Raw genomic sequence first — 16,734 nt, forward strand, 5'->3', positions numbered from 1 at the left:
GCTCACCATTTCATTTTTTGTTTGATCAAAGTGCTTAGCAAAGCGGCATTAGTTTGATGTTGCTTTACTCGTGGATGCGCGTCATAACCGGTGTATGGAAAGAAAATAGTGTCTATTTTTTCCTTGTTATTTTCGTTCTTAATTCGCGTCACTGCCGCAGTAATATAGCCTGGCCACTTCGATCCTTCCTTGGTCGCATCCATGCTGCCTAAGGCGCACACAATATACGCGTCACGATATTTGCTACGAATAGTTTTTACAAAGTCGACATAGGCCTGGGTGCGCTGCTCATCCGAAGGTTCAGGGTTTAAGCGATGCTCTATCTCAATTAACCAACGATCATTCTGGAATAAATTGATCACAACCACATCAGGCGTCCAGCTTGAAAAATCCCATTTAGTATCGTTGCGGCCATACGCGTTTAACTGATCGTAGAACTGCGGCATGACAAATGGAAACCAACTCACCATCACGCCTATACCGCTTTGCGACGTGATATGCATTTCTGCATTGAGAGTGCGCGCTGTGATTGCGCTATATGCCATAAAATTATTTTTATCTTTCGCCAGATTATCTGGGGCGCCATCGGGGGATTCATTGCCCATTCCACTGGTGATCGAGTCGCCAAAAAATTCAATCTTCCGTTTTGGTCTGACCGGTGGCGGTAACAATTCTGCACCATCCGCTAATATAAATTCTTTGATTGCAGTCGCGCCATCCTCACCCTCAGTGCGTTTTGTCAGCAAAAAGCTGTGTTTTCCTGGCGCCAGATTGTCAGCAATTAGATAGGTTTTTTCACCTGTTTCTGCTTTTAATATCATCGGGTGGTTTAAGTCGTGATCGATGAAGACATTGAAGTAATTTCCTCCAAATTGATCGACCAAAGTGACTGATAAATATTGGCCGGTAAAGTTTCCAACAACGCTGGAGCCTGGCCAAGACAGGCTTGGTGCATAGACATTGCTGAAATCAATCCGCCCCGTGTATTGTAAATTTTTATCGCTACCGGATACTCTGGTAGTCGCATGAGCCGGCGATAAAATCGCCAGGAATACGATCGTTACTACAAGATTTTTGCTCAAACAAAATAAATTCATCATGTCATTGTCAATTCAATTTACATCATCAGGATTGCAGCGATATGCATTATGCATCGCTCCGTCAGCAACGTCAGCAACGTCATATGAACGCGATATATTTGCTCACTAATGCTAAATGATCATCCGGGATGCTTTATCCAGAATGATCATTGCGCATTAAGCGAGTAAGTTCAAATCCTTATCGTACAGCGCTCAGTTTTTTATCAGACTGAAGTCATCAGCGATCACCCAATTATTCGCGCTGGCAACCGTATAGAGTCCCAAGTCGATCTTTCCGTTGCTAACGACGATGTTCGGTATTGTCACTTGCTGCCAGTTGGAAATCGCTGTGTTGAATCCCACGTTCAGCTCTGATCCGCCAAAATTTTTGACATAGATCTGAGCGATACTTTGTCCACCGCTGCTCATGACCCAGGCTTTCAGAGTATAGGTTCCATTCGGCAGGCCAGTCAGACTCTGATAGCGGCTGGAGCTATAAGCTGTCGTGTAGCTTAGCTTCATCGACCAGCGTCCAGTATGTCCACCGAGTACATTGGCGTTCGGATTTGCGCCGCCTGTCAGATTAGTCCAGGTCGACCAGCCAGCCAGATCGTTCTGCGCGACCCTGTCGGCCTCAAAGCTGGGGTTGAGAATATAGTTATTGCCCGCACCCACTGTCCAGGCGCCAGTTGCCGCATCCAGATTAAACTGACTGACGGAGTTGAGCGTCGGTGTCGTCCCGCTAAACGATATTGGCATCCATTGATTGTAGCCCAGCCCGTTACCGGCGAAGTCGCTCCAGCGATCACCTGCAAACAGGATTGTCGTACCGGAGCTACCATTAACTGGAATAAAGAAACCGGTTTGAGTCACATGCGAGAAGTCGGCATCTGTTCCACCCATCACAGCCTCTGCCGTGTATGGTCCCAGTATTGAATTAGCCTTGAGATAATAAGTATGCGAAGCGTTCCATCCATGTAAATCTGACGAGCAGAAATAATAGGTACCGTTGTATTTGAACATGGCATTGCCTTCGCGCCCTCCCGAGGTACTGGTCGAAATTAGAGAAGCTGGCTCGATATTGAGCGAATCGGAAGCACGCAAAGCGGCTACATAAGCATTAGCGCGTCCACCCGCGTTACTGAAAATCAGATAGGACAAACCAGTATCGTCAGTAAACACGGTCTGATCACCTGTACCGGTTGAACCAACATTGGTGATCTGTGTCTGCACATGATGATAGATGAAGGGCCCGGCAGGTGAGTCGCTGGTTGCAAACAACACTGCATTGCCGGTTGCCGTGCTGTAGTACTGGGTAATCAACACATATTTTTTGGTATTACTGTTATAAACGACGCCCATACGGCCGATCCAGTTGGACGGATCGAGCACGCTGCCCGCCGCACCGGCACTCATCATATTGCCTTCGAATTTCCAGGTCGCCAGATCGGTCGAAGAATAAGCGGTAATCGCATTGAAGCTGATGTCAGAGTTCTTGGCGACAGGGTTGGCAGCATAAGTCACCGCGCCGTTGTACTTGACCCCATACCAGTAATATGTGTTTCCTACTTTAAGAATGCCACCGCCTTGAGAATAGATGGGATTCTTGCTTGTATCCTTCCAAAATACGTCGTTCTGTATGGTCTTCGGCGCGGCCTGCGCGGGTGATGCAACCGCATATACCAACGCAACACTGACGATCGCCATGCAACGACCGATGAAGCTCAGATAGTCATTCATTTTTTTGTCTCCTATGTAAACCACGTATGAGCACCGTCTTATTCTATGTAAGACGTGAAATGCAAATCCGCAGTTGAATCTGCAACACCCGCAGAGTCCATAAACTCCGGCACATATCGCCACACGATTATGCGAAGCAATAAGGATTTTTCACAAATCCCATATTCATATAGCAAAAGAGATTTTTTATATACGTATGGAATTACTTAGCAGATTGTGACTGGTGATATCTGCTGCAGTAACATTTAGACGACATAGAGCACAGAGAAAAATTTATTTTGTGCTCAGAAAAGGAAAGATTTTCTTATTTTTTTTACGTGATTGTATAAATCGATGCTGAAGGATTTAAGGCAGTTTTCAAGCTCGTCGTTCCTCTATTTGAATGACGAATTTATCACCAGACAGGAGTCATTCATGAGCAATAACATCGATAGTAAAGTTGTCGTCATTATGGGTGTCAGCAGCGGTCTGGGTGAAGCGAGCGCTATTCATCTTAGTGCGCTTGGCGCAAAAGTTGTACTTGGTGCGCGACGGGTTGAACGCATTAATACCCTGATAGATCAACTCGCACGCAAGGGTGGGCAAGCACTTGCACTGGAACCCCACGTCACTCAGCGTGATCAGGTAAAACAGATAGTCGAGGAGGTTGCGCAAATGTATGGACGCATCGACGTGATCATTAACAATGTCGGATTAATGCCGCAACCGTTACTAGAAAATCTGATGATCGATGACTGGGGTTGGACGATCGACGTCAATATCAAAGGCGTTTGTCGCATTCGCGCTTAGTCAACCCGAGGACGTAGACATCAACGAAATTCTGTTCAGACCCACATTGCAGGCTTATTAAGCATTTTTTGTTGCTCATTGCAGACGTCTCAAAATGGATATCACGCCAAATTATGGTCGCTAATTCATTTTTATGAAAATGTGGAGTGAGTATATTGAAATATGCTAAGTGATTGTTGTTCGGCCTGTGAAACTAATCGAGCGTCCCACCGGTTTTCAATACTGCTAACGATGCCGCACCCAACCTATGCTTAGTACATAGCGTGACCCTTTATTTACGCGAGTAACGCTGTGCTCGCATGCATCGGGTCTAAAGTACTTGATGCGGGCAGATTCAAAGATGGGCGAGGCGCAGACAAATTCGCCTCCCGATAAAGCGCGCTTGACGACAATATTAAGTCGGTAGTGTTCTCCGGATGAGACAGCATCGACATGAGGTGCTATCTCTGCTCCTTCAGTAAATCGTAAGATATACATATCTAAAGGCAGTGGCCACAAACTTTGTAGAAGCAACATTTTGTCGTATCCAGACATTTGACGACCGCGTTGCCAACGGAACGCTGTTCTAAAGTAGGTTCGGATTGCAGAATTATTTTTCGCCATGATCTGCTCTGATTAAAATAGGAGCTTCAAATTAATATGTCCAATCGTCTCTCAGCAAAGAACACACACAACTATCATGGTACTTTCCACCCATAAAAAGATACTGACGTAATGTACCTTCATATCGAAATCCGGCTTTTTCCGCTACTCGCTTGGAACCTTTATTTTCAATTGAAGCGATGATCTCTAAGCGATTAATCGGGCGTGAACGAAAAAGGTAGTCTGATAATAGTTGAACTGATTCGCTGACGTAGCCTTGACCACGAGAATTTTCATCAAAAAGCCAATAACCAATTTCACGGGTATACGGTGTGCGTATAGTAAAGTGCACAATTTCGCCTTCGACAATATTGTTCTTCCCGACGATGAGTAGTCTTTCATAATCATCCTTAGAGAAACCATTTTCCATGAATTCTTTGCGGATATTGACCGGCGACTTTACGCGGTGGGGAAATTGGTCTCCGCGGTTATCGACTCTACAAACCATTTCAAGATAGTGTTGTAAATCATTTTCATTAAAATAACGAATGCTACAAAGTTTTCCTTTAAGCATAAGGTGTTCCCCTTTTTTGCTACGTCGTTGTGTTGAATGCTTAATGTGACATCAATGCCGCACAAGTCCAGCTTCAAGCATCATTAAGAATCAGCTGGCGCAAGCTCCAGCCGATCGGTATGCCTTGATGTGCGGTGGATTTTGTAGCGGCTGTGTCGTTCTGGGTAGTATTCATGGCGATCTTGCCAGCCTCTTGCTGAGTACCAGTATGAGACGCCATGATGGACTTTAACAAGCGATGCAATTGCATGGTGTCTGGCAGCATGGTGCCAAAAAAATGCACTGTGTCTTGATGTTGTATCAGGATGGTAGGGAAGTTTTCAATATCGATTTCGTCCACTAAGTGCGCCTGATCTTCTATGTCTATCCAGGCGAAACAGACATCGGGATATTGTTCGGCTAATTGATCGAATGCGATCCGATAAGCTGTGCAGGTGTCGCACCAGGCTGCGCATAAGCAGGCCACTAGCCATTGTTTGCTCGTTAATTGGCTTTTGATGAGTGCCAAGTCTTCAGTGTTCGTTGCTAAGTTCATGCCTGACATTTTAACCGAACTGATGTTATTCCGGCTTGGCGCGCTTGATTTATGCGGATTCAAAGATCAGAGTTTGGGATTGCCTTCGCGCCCTGTAAAATACGGGCATGACAACACTTCTTGCTATTGAAACATCGACAGAACTTGCTTCTGCTGCTTTACTAATCGGCGATACCCTGATCAGTCGTGAACTGACGGGGGTACAGACCCATTCCCAAGGTATTTTGCCTGCCATACAATCCTTATTGCTGGAGGCAGGTTTGTCGCTAAAACAATGCGACGCGATTGCTTTTGGTTGTGGTCCCGGGGCTTTTACTGGTGTGCGAACTGCATGTGGGATCGTGCAAGGCTTGGCTTTTGGCACCAACTTGCCGATATTGCCCGTCGTGAGTTTGCAGGCGATGGCAGAATCTGCGCGCCAGCAACATGTCTTATCAAATGATGTCGTTGATTATATTGCGGTACTTGATGCACGCATGGGCGAAGTGTATTGGGCGCAATATCGCTATCTAAACAGCGTATGGCAGGTGATAGTAGCGCCGACTTTATCAAAAGCGGAGGAGGTCAGGGCTGTCGTTGATAGCGACTTATTAGATAGTAGCTCGCTGGTATTTGCGCTTGGGCAAGGCGTTGTGCTGCCTGAAAATGTCAGCATGGCTGAATCGTTTTCGGCACATCTGCACATAGCTTGCATGCCGCATGCAAGGCAAATAGCGCAACTCGCTTTACCAGATTACCTTGCGGGACGCGGTCTGGATGCATCGCAAGCGCAGCCGCTGTACTTGCGTAACAAAATCGCACTGACTACCGCAGAGCGCATGCAATTGAAAGCGGCGAGCTAATGCAAGGCAACTTGATTTTTAGCCGGCTTGGTTTTGAGGATATCGATGATGTCTTAGCGATAGAAAATCAGGTCTACTCACATCCCTGGTCGCGCGGCAATTTTTTAGATTCTTTGTATAGCGCTTATCATTTGACCGGTTTGCGTGATCCGTCGGAAAAACTGATCGGCTATTTTTTATTAATGCCTGTCGTCGATGAGATGCATTTGCTAAATCTTGCCGTAAGTGTCGAGCATCAGGGTTTGGGTTATGCTCGTTTGATGTTGGACAATATGGTAGCAATGGCACGGGAGAAGCAGTGTCTGGCGATTTTGCTAGAAGTGCGGATCAGTAATCAGCGCGCGATTGAGGTGTATCAGCGGTATGGCTTTAAAGAAATCGGTCGTCGCAAAGCCTACTATCCCGCCCACGACAATCTGCGTGAAGATGCGATTGTGATGCGAATAGAGTTGTAAATCTCGTTATTTTAAATTGTAGTGAATTATGATACTGATGGTGAGTATATTTAAGTTGTCCATAGAATCATTGGACAATAAGGCATTTTTGGTAAAAATAATGGGGAGTATATTTAATTTGGGGGCAGGATTTCGCAATATCCCAAACGCCGCTGCTATTTTTATCATAAATTAGACTCGTTTCAACTTTATTCAATCTTATCTAATTAGCTATCAACTAAGTCGTCAACTGAGCCGTCAACTGAGCCATCATGAACACCCCAGAACATAACAATCCAAAGCAACACGATGCAATGCTGGCAGAGCTGGGTATCGGACCTGTCTGGAAATTGCGTGAAACTAACGTCGATGCTGATGCCCATTCTGGCATTGACGCTGCGCAGGCAGGTGCCATCATATCGCCGGAAATCATTGCCCGCGCTGGTCGCGAGTCTGATCTATCGTCTGAGCAATCCCCAGATCAAGCACACCGGTCATTAACAGCAATCTCAGTCAACCCATCAACGCCTACTGCCGAACTTGATTGGGGTGCATTAGAAGCCAGAGTTTCTAACTGCCGCGCCTGTCATTTGTGCGAAGGTCGCGCCAAGACGGTGTTCGGTGTCGGTGATCAACATGCGAAGTGGTTGTTTGTTGGTGAAGGGCCAGGCTATAACGAGAATTTACAAGGGCTACCTTTTGTCGGACCCGCTGGGCAGCTACTAGACAACATCCTGCGCGCTTTGGGTATGCAACGTGGCGCCGATACTTATATCGCCAATATCGTCAAGTGTCGTCCGACCGATGCCCAGGGCAAGGACCGAGCGCCCGCACCTGAAGAAGTCGCTGCCTGCTTGCCGTATTTAAAGCGCCAAATCGCATTGATACAGCCAGAAATTATCATTGCGCTGGGTAAGACGGCAGCGATTTCCTTGCTGGATTTAAATCCTGAAACTCCCGTCGGAAAGTTGCGTGGCTCGATTCATCATTATCAGGATTTACCTTTAGTCGTGACTTATCATCCAGCGTATTTACTACGTAAGCCAACTGAGAAAAGTAAAACCTGGGAAGACCTTTGTCTGGCGCTACAGGCAATCGCACAGACCTCTGCGGCGGCATCGTCGACTATGTTGGCATCGACTTAATGCTATTAATTTTTTGGAACTGAGTTTTTTGAAACTGAGCTTGGATGCAAACCTACCAGAAACAGTTTCATCAACAATGGCAGCATCTGCAAGACCCGCATGTGCGCGCGCTGGTATGGATGCTGACCTCGCCCAACTTGCTGGCGAGCGATACCGCTGAATACGCAACACCAGATTCAACCGATCCAACAGGTTCAATCAGCGCATCCCGCTGGCATGGACAGATTGCCCGCATTGCGCTGCCTAATCCACAACAATTATTAAGCTGGATTAACCAGCTTGATCAATATCCCCAGGTTTTGCATGACGCTTTGGCGGTACACAAGCATCGCAGGCTAGGACATTATGCTGAAAACTTACTGGCATTTTTTCTGAATCATCAAAGTTTGTCTGGGCTACAAAATTTACTCTTTGCCCAAAATCTGCAAGTACAAGGTGCTAAGCAAGTGACATTGGGTGAGTTTGATTTTTTATTAAATGACGCCCGGGGATTCGTTCATTGGGAGCTGGCCACCAAGATGTATTTGTTCGTCGGTGATCTGGATCAGACCCGTAGCAAGTTTGCACTAGACGACTATATTGGCCCCAATCAGCTTGATACCTTTGCCAAAAAAGCGGACAAACTTTTTAATCAACAATTGCTGTTATCTCACCACGCTGCTGCGCAAGCTTTATTGCAGCGAGCCGTGATTAGCACGCAGGCATTGATGAAGGGCTGGTTATTCTATCGTCAACCGATTGCCTCTGCTAATGCGCCGCCAGAGATCGCGCCTGAGCACTGCCGTGGTTATTGGTGGACGCTACAAGATATGGCGGCTATGGCGATAGAGCATGGCGTGATTTTGGAGCGTATGTCATGGCTGGCACCAGCGCAAACCAAGCCAGAGCAGGTGCTGAATCAGGCAATGTTAATGGATGAAATACAGCGCCGTTTTCAATTGCAAAACACGCCGGTGATGTTGGCAATCATGCGTGAAAACGGCGATCTGATGCAGGAAACGCATCGCGGCATGGTGGTACCGGAGCAGTGGTTAGATCTTGCGCAGGAAAGATATAAGTGATCACATTTAAGTGATTAGCGTTACTTGTGCTTGACAATATCTATCTTGAAAAATGGGATTTTTTAAGGCGTTGGCTGACAAGGGTGCTTATGCTCACCAATCAAAGCAACTGAATCAAATTCCAGTTGGTTCAACTGATGTTTGCGCATCACTAAATACATCGTGCTGGCCATAAACAGACCAAACAGGATGATCACAAAATAAATACTGACGTTGAGAGAAATCAGCAGGGCATATAGTCCTAGCATAGTCAGTACGGAGAGGTTCTCATTAAAGTTTTGTACCGCGATGGAATGTCCTGCGCTCATCAACACATGTCCGCGATGCTGCAATAAAGCATTCATCGGAACCACAAAGTAACCGGCCAGTGCGCCAATTACGATGAGCAACGGATAAGCCACCCACACATTGGTGACTAAGGTCATGCTCATTACCGTCAAGCCCATCGCAATACCTAATGGCATTACCGTCAATGATTTTTTCAACGGAACAAATCGCGCTGCTGCTACTGCGCCCAATGCAATCCCGACTGCGACTACGCCTTGTAATGCTGCGGCTTTGTCTAATGGCATTTTCAACGCACTTTGCGCCCATTTCAAAACGATAAATTGCAGAGTCGCACCGGCACCCCAAAATAAAGTCGTGATGGCTAAAGAAATTTGACCCAATTTATCTTTCCATAAATTGACGAAGCAATTAGCAAAATCTTCTACCAATTTTGCTGGGTTGCGTTCTTGATGTACGTAACAGACACCGGTATCAGGTATCCGTAAATTGAATAAAGCGGCCAGAGCATAGCAGGCGGTAATCACACAAATCGCCGCTTGCGTCGCTGTAGAAATATTGAAATCGATGAAGGGGAAATCTAAGTTCAGTAACATCGCAGCATTGTGCGGATTGACTAGCGCACCACCTAATACCGTGCCAAGGATGATAGAGGATACAGTTAAGCCTTCAATCCAGCCATTGGCGGCAACTAATTTCTCTGGGGGTAATAATTCGGTCAAGATGCCGTATTTAGCTGGGGAGTAAGCTGCTGCGCCAAACCCGACGACTGCATAAGCCAGTAGAGGATGGACTCGGCAATACATTAAGCCGCAACCAAATACTTTGATCAGGTTGGTAAAGAACATGACTTTGCCTTTGGGGAGCGAATCTGCAAAAGCGCCGACAAAAGGTGCCAACAGCACATACGACAAGACAAAGAATAGTTTCAGGAAGGGAGGCATCCATTCGGGCGACTCCATGGACACCAACAAAGCGATGGCTGCAATTAATAAAGCGTTATCTGCGAGCGACGAAAAAAACTGCGCCGCCATGATCGTATAAAAACCGCGTTTCATTCTTTTTATATGCCTGTTACGTAATGTCGCCGACTCGCTTTATACCATGAAAAACCAAGAATATTTGTGATTTACATGGGGCAAGTTTTACAATACTGGTTAAACTATCAGTAGTTTTGTCAATATGCCAAACTAGCTTTGGTAAGTTTAGTTTGCGATTGATTGGCAATTTATTGGCAAGCAGATTTATTGTTGCGACGCACCAAATTTAGATTGTATTGTCGCTGTAGTTAAAGCGTATTTTTTAAAGTTTATTTTTGAAGCTTATTGTTAAAGTCGACATCCACGTTTTTTGATGAATTTATTTGTTAGACCATGGCCAAACCAAAAACCAATTACACCTGTACCGAATGCGGTGGCATCGTCAATAAATGGGCGGGGCAATGTCCGTCCTGCCAGCAATGGAATACCTTGGTAGAAACCATTATCGAAACCAGCATCAATCGCTATTCTGCCAAACCACAAAGTCTGGCGCAGACTGCGCCTGTGCTGAATCTGTCTGAAATCGATGCAGAAGAAATTCCGCGTTTTGGTACCGGTATTGATGAGTTTGACCGGGTGCTGGGCGGTGGTCTGGTTGCTGGCGGAGTAGTGCTGATCGGTGGCGATCCGGGGATTGGTAAATCGACCTTGCTGTTACAGGCGCTGGCCAATTTATCTAAGGTCAAAAAAGTGCTGTATGTCAGCGGTGAGGAATCCGGCTCCCAGATCGCCCTGCGTGCAAAACGTCTGGCGGTCGATGCCAGCGACTTAAAATTGCAGGCCGAGATTCAGCTAGAGAAAATCCTCAATACGCTGGCAGACCACAAACCGCAAGTGGTAGTGATTGACTCAATTCAAACCATGTATTCGGATGCTTTAAGCTCGGCACCAGGATCGGTAGCGCAGGTCAGAGAATGCGCAGCGCAACTGACGCGGATTGCCAAGACCATGGATATCACGATGATTCTGGTCGGCCATGTTACTAAAGAGGGTGCACTGGCGGGACCACGTGTGCTGGAGCATATTGTGGACACCGTACTGTACTTTGAAGGCGATACCCATTCCAGCTTTCGTCTGGTGCGCGCGATCAAAAACCGCTTCGGTGCGGTCAATGAGCTGGGGGTTTTTGCTATGACCGAACGTGGCTTGAAAGGTGTTTCCAACCCATCTGCTCTGTTTTTGTCGCAGCACGACACGCAGGTTGCCGGTTCTTGCGTGATGGTGACGCAAGAAGGTACCCGTCCTTTGCTCGTTGAGATACAGGCCTTGGTCGATAGTTCTCACGCGCCCAATGCCAAACGTTTGTCAGTCGGCCTGGAGCAAAACCGGCTGGCAATGTTGCTGGCCGTCTTGCACCGGCACGCGGGTGTTGCCGTGTTTGATCAGGATGTCTTTATCAATGCGGTTGGCGGCGTCAAAATTACCGAACCTGCTGCCGATCTGGCGGTTTTGCTGGCAGTCAATTCCTCGATGCGTAACAAGCCATTGCCGCGAGGTTTAGTCGTGTTTGGCGAAGTTGGCTTAGCAGGAGAAATTCGCCCCGCACCGCGCGGACAAGAGCGTCTACGCGAGGCCGCCAAGCTCGGATTCTCGATTGCGATGATCCCCAAATCCAATGCGCCCAAGCAGCCGATTGAAGGTTTGACCTTAATACCCGTCGACAGGATAGAAGAGGCATTGAATAAAATACGGGATGTCGATAGTTATGTAAAAGACTAGGGTAAAAGATCATGGAATATCGATCATTCTCATAACGAGTGCGCCATGCTTGGGATGTCTGTGAGAATATCAATTTCCATATACTCCCCCAATTTTTTATGAAATATGCCTTATTGTCCAAGGATTCTATGGACAACTTAAATATACTTGTTGGGAGTATATTTTATGGTGCTGTCTTTATATCGGCTTAAGACTTCGCTTGCAAACACAACTTCGCCGCTGCAACACCGCTGCGTACCGCGGCCTCCAGCGTCGCCGGATAATCGCCCTTGGTGTAATCGCCAGCGATAAAACAGTTGCTCAGGCCAAGATTATTATCCGGCCTGTCTAATGCGGGTGTGCAAGAAAACGTGGCGCGTTTTTCTGAAATAATTTGATGCCATAGTGGGTTTGTGAGCTGCGGTAGTTGGAATACCTGTGCCAGTTGTTGAGCAATAGCGGTCGCTAAGGCCGAATTGCCCAGGGCAATCGCCTGTTCAGACGCGCTGACGACTACTGCTAATAAACCGGCTTGTGATGGATGTAACTGGCCGCGATCAAAGACAAACTGTCCCCAGTGCTGCAGCTCTGCCTGGTCTAGTAGGGCAAAAAAAGCACGCGGCAGTTGCAGTGTGGTGTCGTATTGAAGATAACAAGTGGTGATAGCCTCATAGCCAAAACCAGAAAGCTGGCGGGTAGTTTCTGCTTTCAGGTTACTACCTAAAAGACGCGTCGCTTGCTCAGGATTTGTCGCTACGATTAGTGCATCAAACTCTTGCTGATGGCTGGTATCCGCACTTGTAAAATCTAATTGCCAGCCGTGCTGTGCGGTGGGCGTGATGTGCTTCACGGTGGTGCCTAAGTGCACATTGCCACCCGCCGCTTCAATCCATTGTCTGGCTTGTTCAGGGAAGAGGGCGGACAAGTCTAGTTTGGGCAGCAGCATGTCGGATGCCGCTCGTTTTGCTCCCAGACTATCGCGTAAAACATTTAAAAATACTTGTGCCGAGGCGCGTTCTGGCGGAGTATTTAAGGCAGCAATACACAAGGGATTCCACATTAGCTGGCATAGCCGGTCAGTCTGATCAAAGCGCTCCAGCAGCTCGGTCACGCTGCAATCTTGATTCAGCTGCCATCCCATCCAGCGCGCTGTCGTTGAGAATCTGGCCAGCGCGAGTTTATCTTGTTTATCCAGACCTTTAGCGCGGAATAGCGCCAGCAGCAAATGCAAAGGCGCGGGCAGTTTGGGCGCGATAAATTGCATGCCATCGGTGTAGTTTGGATAAACCATCTGCAAGGGCAAGCGCAAAAGCGCCGCGTCCAGATTAATCCCGACTTTGCGCATGATCGCCAGGCTGGCGCTGTAAGCACCTAGCAAAATATGCTGGCCGTTATCCAGCGCATGTCCATGCAAATCCACCCGCCGCGCCCGGCCACCCAAGGTGCGTGCCGCTTCAAACAAGCTCACTATCGCGCCTTGGCTGGCAAGCTCAGTGGCTGCTGCGCAGCCTGCCCAGCCAGCACCGATTACGGCGACGTGTCGAGCAATTCGTAGATTTTGTTTGCGATTGATCTCGAGCTTAGCCACGGATGTAAGTTTTCCAGGCTAGCCAGAGTTTGCGGATGGGTGTCAGCGAGATGCGCTGTGTCAACACTTTAAAGTGGTCGTCTTTAATTTCTACCAGCAAGGCGCGATAAATGGCGGCCATAATCAGACCGGTGCGCTGCGCTTTACGATCTTCCGCAGGCAGCAGGGCAAAGGCGTCGTCATAGAGTTGCTGCGCCCGTTCGTACTGGAATTGCATGAGAGCTTCAAATTCAGGGCTGTGGCGCGCATTCAGAATGTCGGCGGCGGTGACTTTGTATTGTTGCAACTCATTGACTGGCAAATAAATCCGACCCTTGCGCGCATCTTCACCGACATCGCGAATGATGTTAGTCATCTGGAAAGCCAGCCCTAATTTTTCAGCAAATTGTTTGGTTTGCGGATTTTTGATGCCAAAAATACTGGCGGACAAAATACCGACGACGCCAGCCACATGCCAGCAATATTTTTGCAGACCGATAAAATCGAGATAGCGTGTCTGGTTTAAGTCCATCTCCATGCCATCAATGATCGCCAGCAAATGTGCTCCATCCAAAGCATAGGTTGCCATGTGCGGCAATAAGGCTTTGGTGACGGGATGGGTCGGCTGTTTATTCAGCATGGCTTGGATTTCACCACGCCACCAGCTGAGTTTGCTGCGGGCAATGCCATCGTCTGTACTCTCATCCACGACATCATCGACCTCGCGACAAAACGCGTACAGCGCCGTGATGGCTAAGCGTCTTTCATTCGGTAGAAATAAAAAACTGTAATAAAAACTGGAGCCGCTTTGTGCTGCTTTTTGTTGGCAATATTCGTCTGGAGACATGCTAAGTGAGTGAGATTGTCTGTAGAGGACTTATGAGTCCGCTGTTGGCTACGTGCAATGCAGCAATAAGCCCGTATGTTATCCGAAGTGACAGAGACTACAAATAGACAAGGCAGAATTAGCGGGTGGGGCGTTGCTTTAATCGGTGTTGCGATGCGCTTTTAGTAAATTAATCGAATGTTTTGACTTAGAAATACATGTAATGCTTTGTAATCTGATACGGTTTTTTGTATCTGGCTCACGCTTTTTTCGTCAAGCTCATATACCATTACGCAATTACTCAAATTAAGCAGTGTATATATTGCAATATTATTGGGTTTGATTGATTTTGACCAAATGGAATAGCGAATGAAAATGATGAAAAAAACGAGCATGATTCTTTTAGCTAGTAGCTTGCTGCTCGCCTTGGCAGCCTGTGGTGGCTATGTGTACACAACGGTCGGCGGCACTGTCACTGGTCTGGGTAACAGCGCTGCGGGGACGTCAGGTGGTACTTTAAAATTGAGGAATGAAGGTAACTTTGTTCAACAACTGACAGTGGACGGCCCTTTCTCGTTTAAAGTCGCGAGTAATGCGAGTTATACCATCAGCGTTTTGCAACAGCCAAACCAAGTCAATTGCACGGTCGCCAATGGCACAGGCACGATGACTAGCGATGCTGCGGTGAATAATATCGCAGTGACATGCGCACCTAAAGTGCCTGTAACTGCGACCGTCTCTGGATTAACTGCTGGTTCATTGTATTTGTATAACAATGCTAACGTTAATTTTGATGCGTTGACATACACCACGAATATCGCGGGCACTTTTCCATTTTATATTCCAGATGGTACTGCTTATGCAGTAACCGTTGGTTTGCAACCTGCAGCGCAGACTTGTACTGTGCAAAACGGGACGGGCACAGCTAGCATTACTAATCCACTACCTGCTGCCAATGTGCTGGTGAACTGCGTGCCGAGTGTACCGGTTTCTGTTGTATTGACTGGTTTAGCAGCGGGCAAGACGGTTGTTGTTACCAACGGTTCAGATCCTTTGTTCCTGACCTTAGGTGCCAACGGTACTTTTACTTTCTCGAACTCTGTATTGGATGGTCAGCCGTATGCTGTAACGGTGACTACACAACCAGTCGGACAAACTTGTACCGTGGTTGGCGGTACTGGCACTGCACAATTGAGCAATCCGACCGGTGCAAGCAATATCCAGATTAATTGTATTTAAAGTCTGACTTTAAGCGCGCATAGACCTTAGCGGGCGGTTGCTAGCTAAGCTCTGTAAACGAAGTTCTATAGCTGAGTTATACAATTAAGCTTAATAAAGAACTCTCGCAAAAGTAAAAAGCCGATGTCTGTAAAGATATCGGCTTTTTTTATGAAGCAGGTTAGCTTTTATACGCTTTCGAGTGCGCCGTCCTGATTGAAGAAAAACATATCCTCATGTTTAAATCCCCAGCGCCCACCTTTAAGCCTGACAAAAGGCTCGAAGGTAAAAAATGGCACATCTCCCAAACACAAAGTATTACTGGTCTGGATATATTGTCGTTCATCCCGATTAGTGGCAACGCTGTGGCCTACATTGCCGCGGTAATCTAAGTTCACAAAACCACTCTCGCGTATGCGCACGTTGGCCCATTCAAACAACTGTTCAAACGTGGTGTTCGGTTTTACGAAGCGCGGCATTTGCTGGTGTAGCTGGTGCAAAAAATGTAAGCCATTTTTAAATTCAAGCTGCTTAGGTTTTTCGCTGAGTTTGCCATCTTCGATGACAAATGAGCGAGCGTAATCTCCCCAGCAATTATCTTTGACCGGACTGAGGTCTATCGTAATCAGGTTGGACATGCCAACCGCTTCCTCACTCGCGCTGTAGTTGTTGCCAGCAATAGATACGCAACTTCTGGACCCCAATAACACCAGGGCAGGGCATTGGTAATACCAGGTTTCCGGGTAACCAGATTCAGATAACAGGGCGTGTGCTTTTGCCGCAAGACTCTGCTCGGTATCTTCTGGCGTAATTAAGGACCCCAAACGCGCCAAAGCGAACTTAGCCGCATGTTGCGCTTTACGGTGCTCTGCAATTTGCAGTTCGGTTGGCATGAGCTAGCTCTTAATGATGTTGAGTTGCGGGTTGATGTACCAAGTGATGTGCCAGATGGTGTATTGGCCGGATAGTGTGATGCGTCAGCAGATTAAAAACAGGATCTGATTTGCCTTACTTATTTTTTACCGCTGCCTGTCACCGCGTGTACCCCAGCCGCCGTTACATCAACCGCAGTACCCACCACCGCACTACCTACTTTGACCGTAGTAGATACCGCCGCGTCTGCAATTGCGATTACGGTGCATCCACTGGCACTCAGACTGCCAAGCAACATGCTGAGGCAACATAATAAGCGGGAGGAAAAAAGAGGAAAAGAATTTCGCATCATCATGCCCGAAAAGAAAATTGCATCGTATTGATCATTGGTGTACGACATGGTATCCGCATAGTAAGGTGCTGTACGCGCCAAAGCTATAATAATT

General features: G+C 47.2%; 17 protein-coding genes. 7 read left to right on the plus strand and 10 right to left on the minus strand.

Annotation, left to right across the window (positions count from 1 at the left end; translation table 11 throughout):
- Positions 1-2: 2 nt before the first annotated feature.
- Positions 3-1,100, minus strand: coding sequence for an SGNH/GDSL hydrolase family protein (locus AAKU64_RS15575; protein ID WP_354362397.1), 1,098 nt, complete (start codon positions 1,098-1,100; stop codon positions 3-5).
- Between the two features lie 192 nt (positions 1,101-1,292).
- Complete coding sequence (locus AAKU64_RS15580; RefSeq protein ID WP_354333020.1) at positions 1,293-2,819, minus strand: family 43 glycosylhydrolase; 1,527 nt, start codon at positions 2,817-2,819, stop codon at positions 1,293-1,295.
- A 414-nt stretch (positions 2,820-3,233) separates the two neighbouring features.
- Here AAKU64_RS15580 and AAKU64_RS15585 point away from each other — a divergent pair, with 414 nt between their 5' ends.
- Positions 3,234-3,608, plus strand: a complete 375-nt coding sequence (locus AAKU64_RS15585; protein WP_354333022.1) for an SDR family oxidoreductase — start codon at positions 3,234-3,236, stop codon at positions 3,606-3,608.
- Between the two features lie 225 nt (positions 3,609-3,833).
- Here AAKU64_RS15585 and AAKU64_RS15590 read toward each other — a convergent pair whose 3' ends face one another.
- From AAKU64_RS15590 to AAKU64_RS15600, 3 genes are all read right to left on the minus strand, one after another.
- A complete protein-coding gene (locus tag AAKU64_RS15590; RefSeq protein ID WP_354333024.1) occupies positions 3,834-4,211 on the minus strand; it encodes a 2OG-Fe(II) oxygenase family protein in 378 nt (125 codons plus the stop codon).
- Positions 4,212-4,242: 31 nt separating this feature from the next.
- Entirely contained in the window at positions 4,243-4,764 is a 522-nt protein-coding gene (locus tag AAKU64_RS15595; protein ID WP_354333026.1) for a GNAT family N-acetyltransferase, read from the minus strand.
- Positions 4,765-4,837: 73 nt separating this feature from the next.
- A complete protein-coding gene (locus AAKU64_RS15600) occupies positions 4,838-5,299 on the minus strand; it encodes a thioredoxin family protein (protein WP_354333028.1) in 462 nt (153 codons plus the stop codon).
- Between the two features lie 107 nt (positions 5,300-5,406).
- Here AAKU64_RS15600 and tsaB point away from each other — a divergent pair, with 107 nt between their 5' ends.
- The 4 genes from tsaB to AAKU64_RS15620 all read left to right on the plus strand — a co-directional run bounded on the left by tsaB (position 5,407) and on the right by AAKU64_RS15620 (position 8,781).
- Entirely contained in the window at positions 5,407-6,141 is a 735-nt protein-coding gene (gene tsaB / locus AAKU64_RS15605) for a tRNA (adenosine(37)-N6)-threonylcarbamoyltransferase complex dimerization subunit type 1 TsaB (RefSeq protein WP_354333030.1), read from the plus strand.
- Positions 6,141-6,596: a ribosomal protein S18-alanine N-acetyltransferase gene (gene rimI / locus AAKU64_RS15610; protein ID WP_354362398.1), complete on the plus strand. Its 456-nt coding sequence runs from the start codon at positions 6,141-6,143 to the stop codon at positions 6,594-6,596. The genes tsaB and rimI overlap by 1 nt, the downstream gene beginning before the upstream one ends.
- A 251-nt stretch (positions 6,597-6,847) precedes the next feature.
- Positions 6,848-7,720, plus strand: coding sequence for a uracil-DNA glycosylase (locus AAKU64_RS15615; protein WP_354333034.1), 873 nt, complete (start codon positions 6,848-6,850; stop codon positions 7,718-7,720).
- Between the two features lie 44 nt (positions 7,721-7,764).
- On the plus strand, positions 7,765-8,781 hold the full coding sequence (locus tag AAKU64_RS15620; protein ID WP_354333036.1) for a DUF1853 family protein: 1,017 nt from the start codon (positions 7,765-7,767) through the stop codon (positions 8,779-8,781).
- A gap of 62 nt (positions 8,782-8,843) precedes the next feature.
- Here AAKU64_RS15620 and lplT read toward each other — a convergent pair whose 3' ends face one another.
- The gene (gene lplT / locus AAKU64_RS15625; protein ID WP_322118543.1) at positions 8,844-10,124 is read right to left on the minus strand and encodes a lysophospholipid transporter LplT; all 1,281 of its coding nucleotides are present in this window, start codon (positions 10,122-10,124) and stop codon (positions 8,844-8,846) included.
- A 315-nt stretch (positions 10,125-10,439) separates the two neighbouring features.
- Between lplT and radA the strand changes: the two genes are divergently transcribed.
- A complete protein-coding gene (gene radA, locus AAKU64_RS15630; protein ID WP_354333038.1) occupies positions 10,440-11,825 on the plus strand; it encodes a DNA repair protein RadA in 1,386 nt (461 codons plus the stop codon).
- A 187-nt stretch (positions 11,826-12,012) separates the two neighbouring features.
- Here the strand turns inward: radA and hpnE are convergent, their stop codons facing one another.
- Both hpnE and hpnD read right to left on the minus strand, forming a co-directional pair.
- Positions 12,013-13,392, minus strand: coding sequence for a hydroxysqualene dehydroxylase HpnE (hpnE, locus tag AAKU64_RS15635; protein ID WP_354362399.1), 1,380 nt, complete (start codon positions 13,390-13,392; stop codon positions 12,013-12,015).
- Positions 13,385-14,218: a presqualene diphosphate synthase HpnD gene (hpnD, locus tag AAKU64_RS15640; RefSeq protein ID WP_354333042.1), complete on the minus strand. Its 834-nt coding sequence runs from the start codon at positions 14,216-14,218 to the stop codon at positions 13,385-13,387. The genes hpnE and hpnD overlap by 8 nt, the downstream gene beginning before the upstream one ends.
- Before the next feature lie 348 nt (positions 14,219-14,566).
- Here hpnD and AAKU64_RS15645 point away from each other — a divergent pair, with 348 nt between their 5' ends.
- Positions 14,567-15,436: a hypothetical protein gene (locus AAKU64_RS15645; protein WP_354333044.1), complete on the plus strand. Its 870-nt coding sequence runs from the start codon at positions 14,567-14,569 to the stop codon at positions 15,434-15,436.
- A 167-nt stretch (positions 15,437-15,603) separates the two neighbouring features.
- Here the strand turns inward: AAKU64_RS15645 and AAKU64_RS15650 are convergent, their stop codons facing one another.
- The gene (locus tag AAKU64_RS15650; protein ID WP_354333046.1) at positions 15,604-16,308 is read right to left on the minus strand and encodes a M24 family metallopeptidase; all 705 of its coding nucleotides are present in this window, start codon (positions 16,306-16,308) and stop codon (positions 15,604-15,606) included.
- Positions 16,309-16,427: 119 nt separating this feature from the next.
- Entirely contained in the window at positions 16,428-16,688 is a 261-nt protein-coding gene (locus tag AAKU64_RS15655; protein ID WP_354333048.1) for a hypothetical protein, read from the minus strand.
- Positions 16,689-16,734 lie beyond the last annotated feature (46 nt).

The sequence above is a fragment of the Undibacterium sp. GrIS 1.8 genome (assembly GCF_040544445.1).
Taxonomy (GTDB): domain Bacteria; phylum Pseudomonadota; class Gammaproteobacteria; order Burkholderiales; family Burkholderiaceae_D; genus Undibacterium.

What these genes read in the sequence shown, in the direction of transcription:
- AAKU64_RS15575 (WP_354362397.1), bottom strand. Translation starts at nt 1,100, where the DNA reads ATGATGAATTTATTTTGTTTGAGCAAAAATCTTGTAGTAACGATCGTA.
- AAKU64_RS15580 (WP_354333020.1), bottom strand. Translation starts at nt 2,819, where the DNA reads ATGAATGACTATCTGAGCTTCATCGGTCGTTGCATGGCGATCGTCAGT.
- AAKU64_RS15585 (WP_354333022.1), top strand. Translation starts at nt 3,234, where the DNA reads ATGAGCAATAACATCGATAGTAAAGTTGTCGTCATTATGGGTGTCAGC.
- AAKU64_RS15590 (WP_354333024.1), bottom strand. Translation starts at nt 4,211, where the DNA reads ATGGCGAAAAATAATTCTGCAATCCGAACCTACTTTAGAACAGCGTTC.
- AAKU64_RS15595 (WP_354333026.1), bottom strand. Translation starts at nt 4,764, where the DNA reads ATGCTTAAAGGAAAACTTTGTAGCATTCGTTATTTTAATGAAAATGAT.
- AAKU64_RS15600 (WP_354333028.1), bottom strand. Translation starts at nt 5,299, where the DNA reads ATGAACTTAGCAACGAACACTGAAGACTTGGCACTCATCAAAAGCCAA.
- tsaB (WP_354333030.1), top strand. Translation starts at nt 5,407, where the DNA reads ATGACAACACTTCTTGCTATTGAAACATCGACAGAACTTGCTTCTGCT.
- rimI (WP_354362398.1), top strand. Translation starts at nt 6,141, where the DNA reads ATGCAAGGCAACTTGATTTTTAGCCGGCTTGGTTTTGAGGATATCGAT.
- AAKU64_RS15615 (WP_354333034.1), top strand. Translation starts at nt 6,848, where the DNA reads ATGAACACCCCAGAACATAACAATCCAAAGCAACACGATGCAATGCTG.
- AAKU64_RS15620 (WP_354333036.1), top strand. Translation starts at nt 7,765, where the DNA reads ATGCAAACCTACCAGAAACAGTTTCATCAACAATGGCAGCATCTGCAA.
- lplT (WP_322118543.1), bottom strand. Translation starts at nt 10,124, where the DNA reads ATGAAACGCGGTTTTTATACGATCATGGCGGCGCAGTTTTTTTCGTCG.
- radA (WP_354333038.1), top strand. Translation starts at nt 10,440, where the DNA reads ATGGCCAAACCAAAAACCAATTACACCTGTACCGAATGCGGTGGCATC.
- hpnD (WP_354333042.1), bottom strand. Translation starts at nt 14,218, where the DNA reads ATGTCTCCAGACGAATATTGCCAACAAAAAGCAGCACAAAGCGGCTCC.
- AAKU64_RS15645 (WP_354333044.1), top strand. Translation starts at nt 14,567, where the DNA reads ATGAAAATGATGAAAAAAACGAGCATGATTCTTTTAGCTAGTAGCTTG.
- AAKU64_RS15650 (WP_354333046.1), bottom strand. Translation starts at nt 16,308, where the DNA reads ATGCCAACCGAACTGCAAATTGCAGAGCACCGTAAAGCGCAACATGCG.
- AAKU64_RS15655 (WP_354333048.1), bottom strand. Translation starts at nt 16,688, where the DNA reads ATGTCGTACACCAATGATCAATACGATGCAATTTTCTTTTCGGGCATG.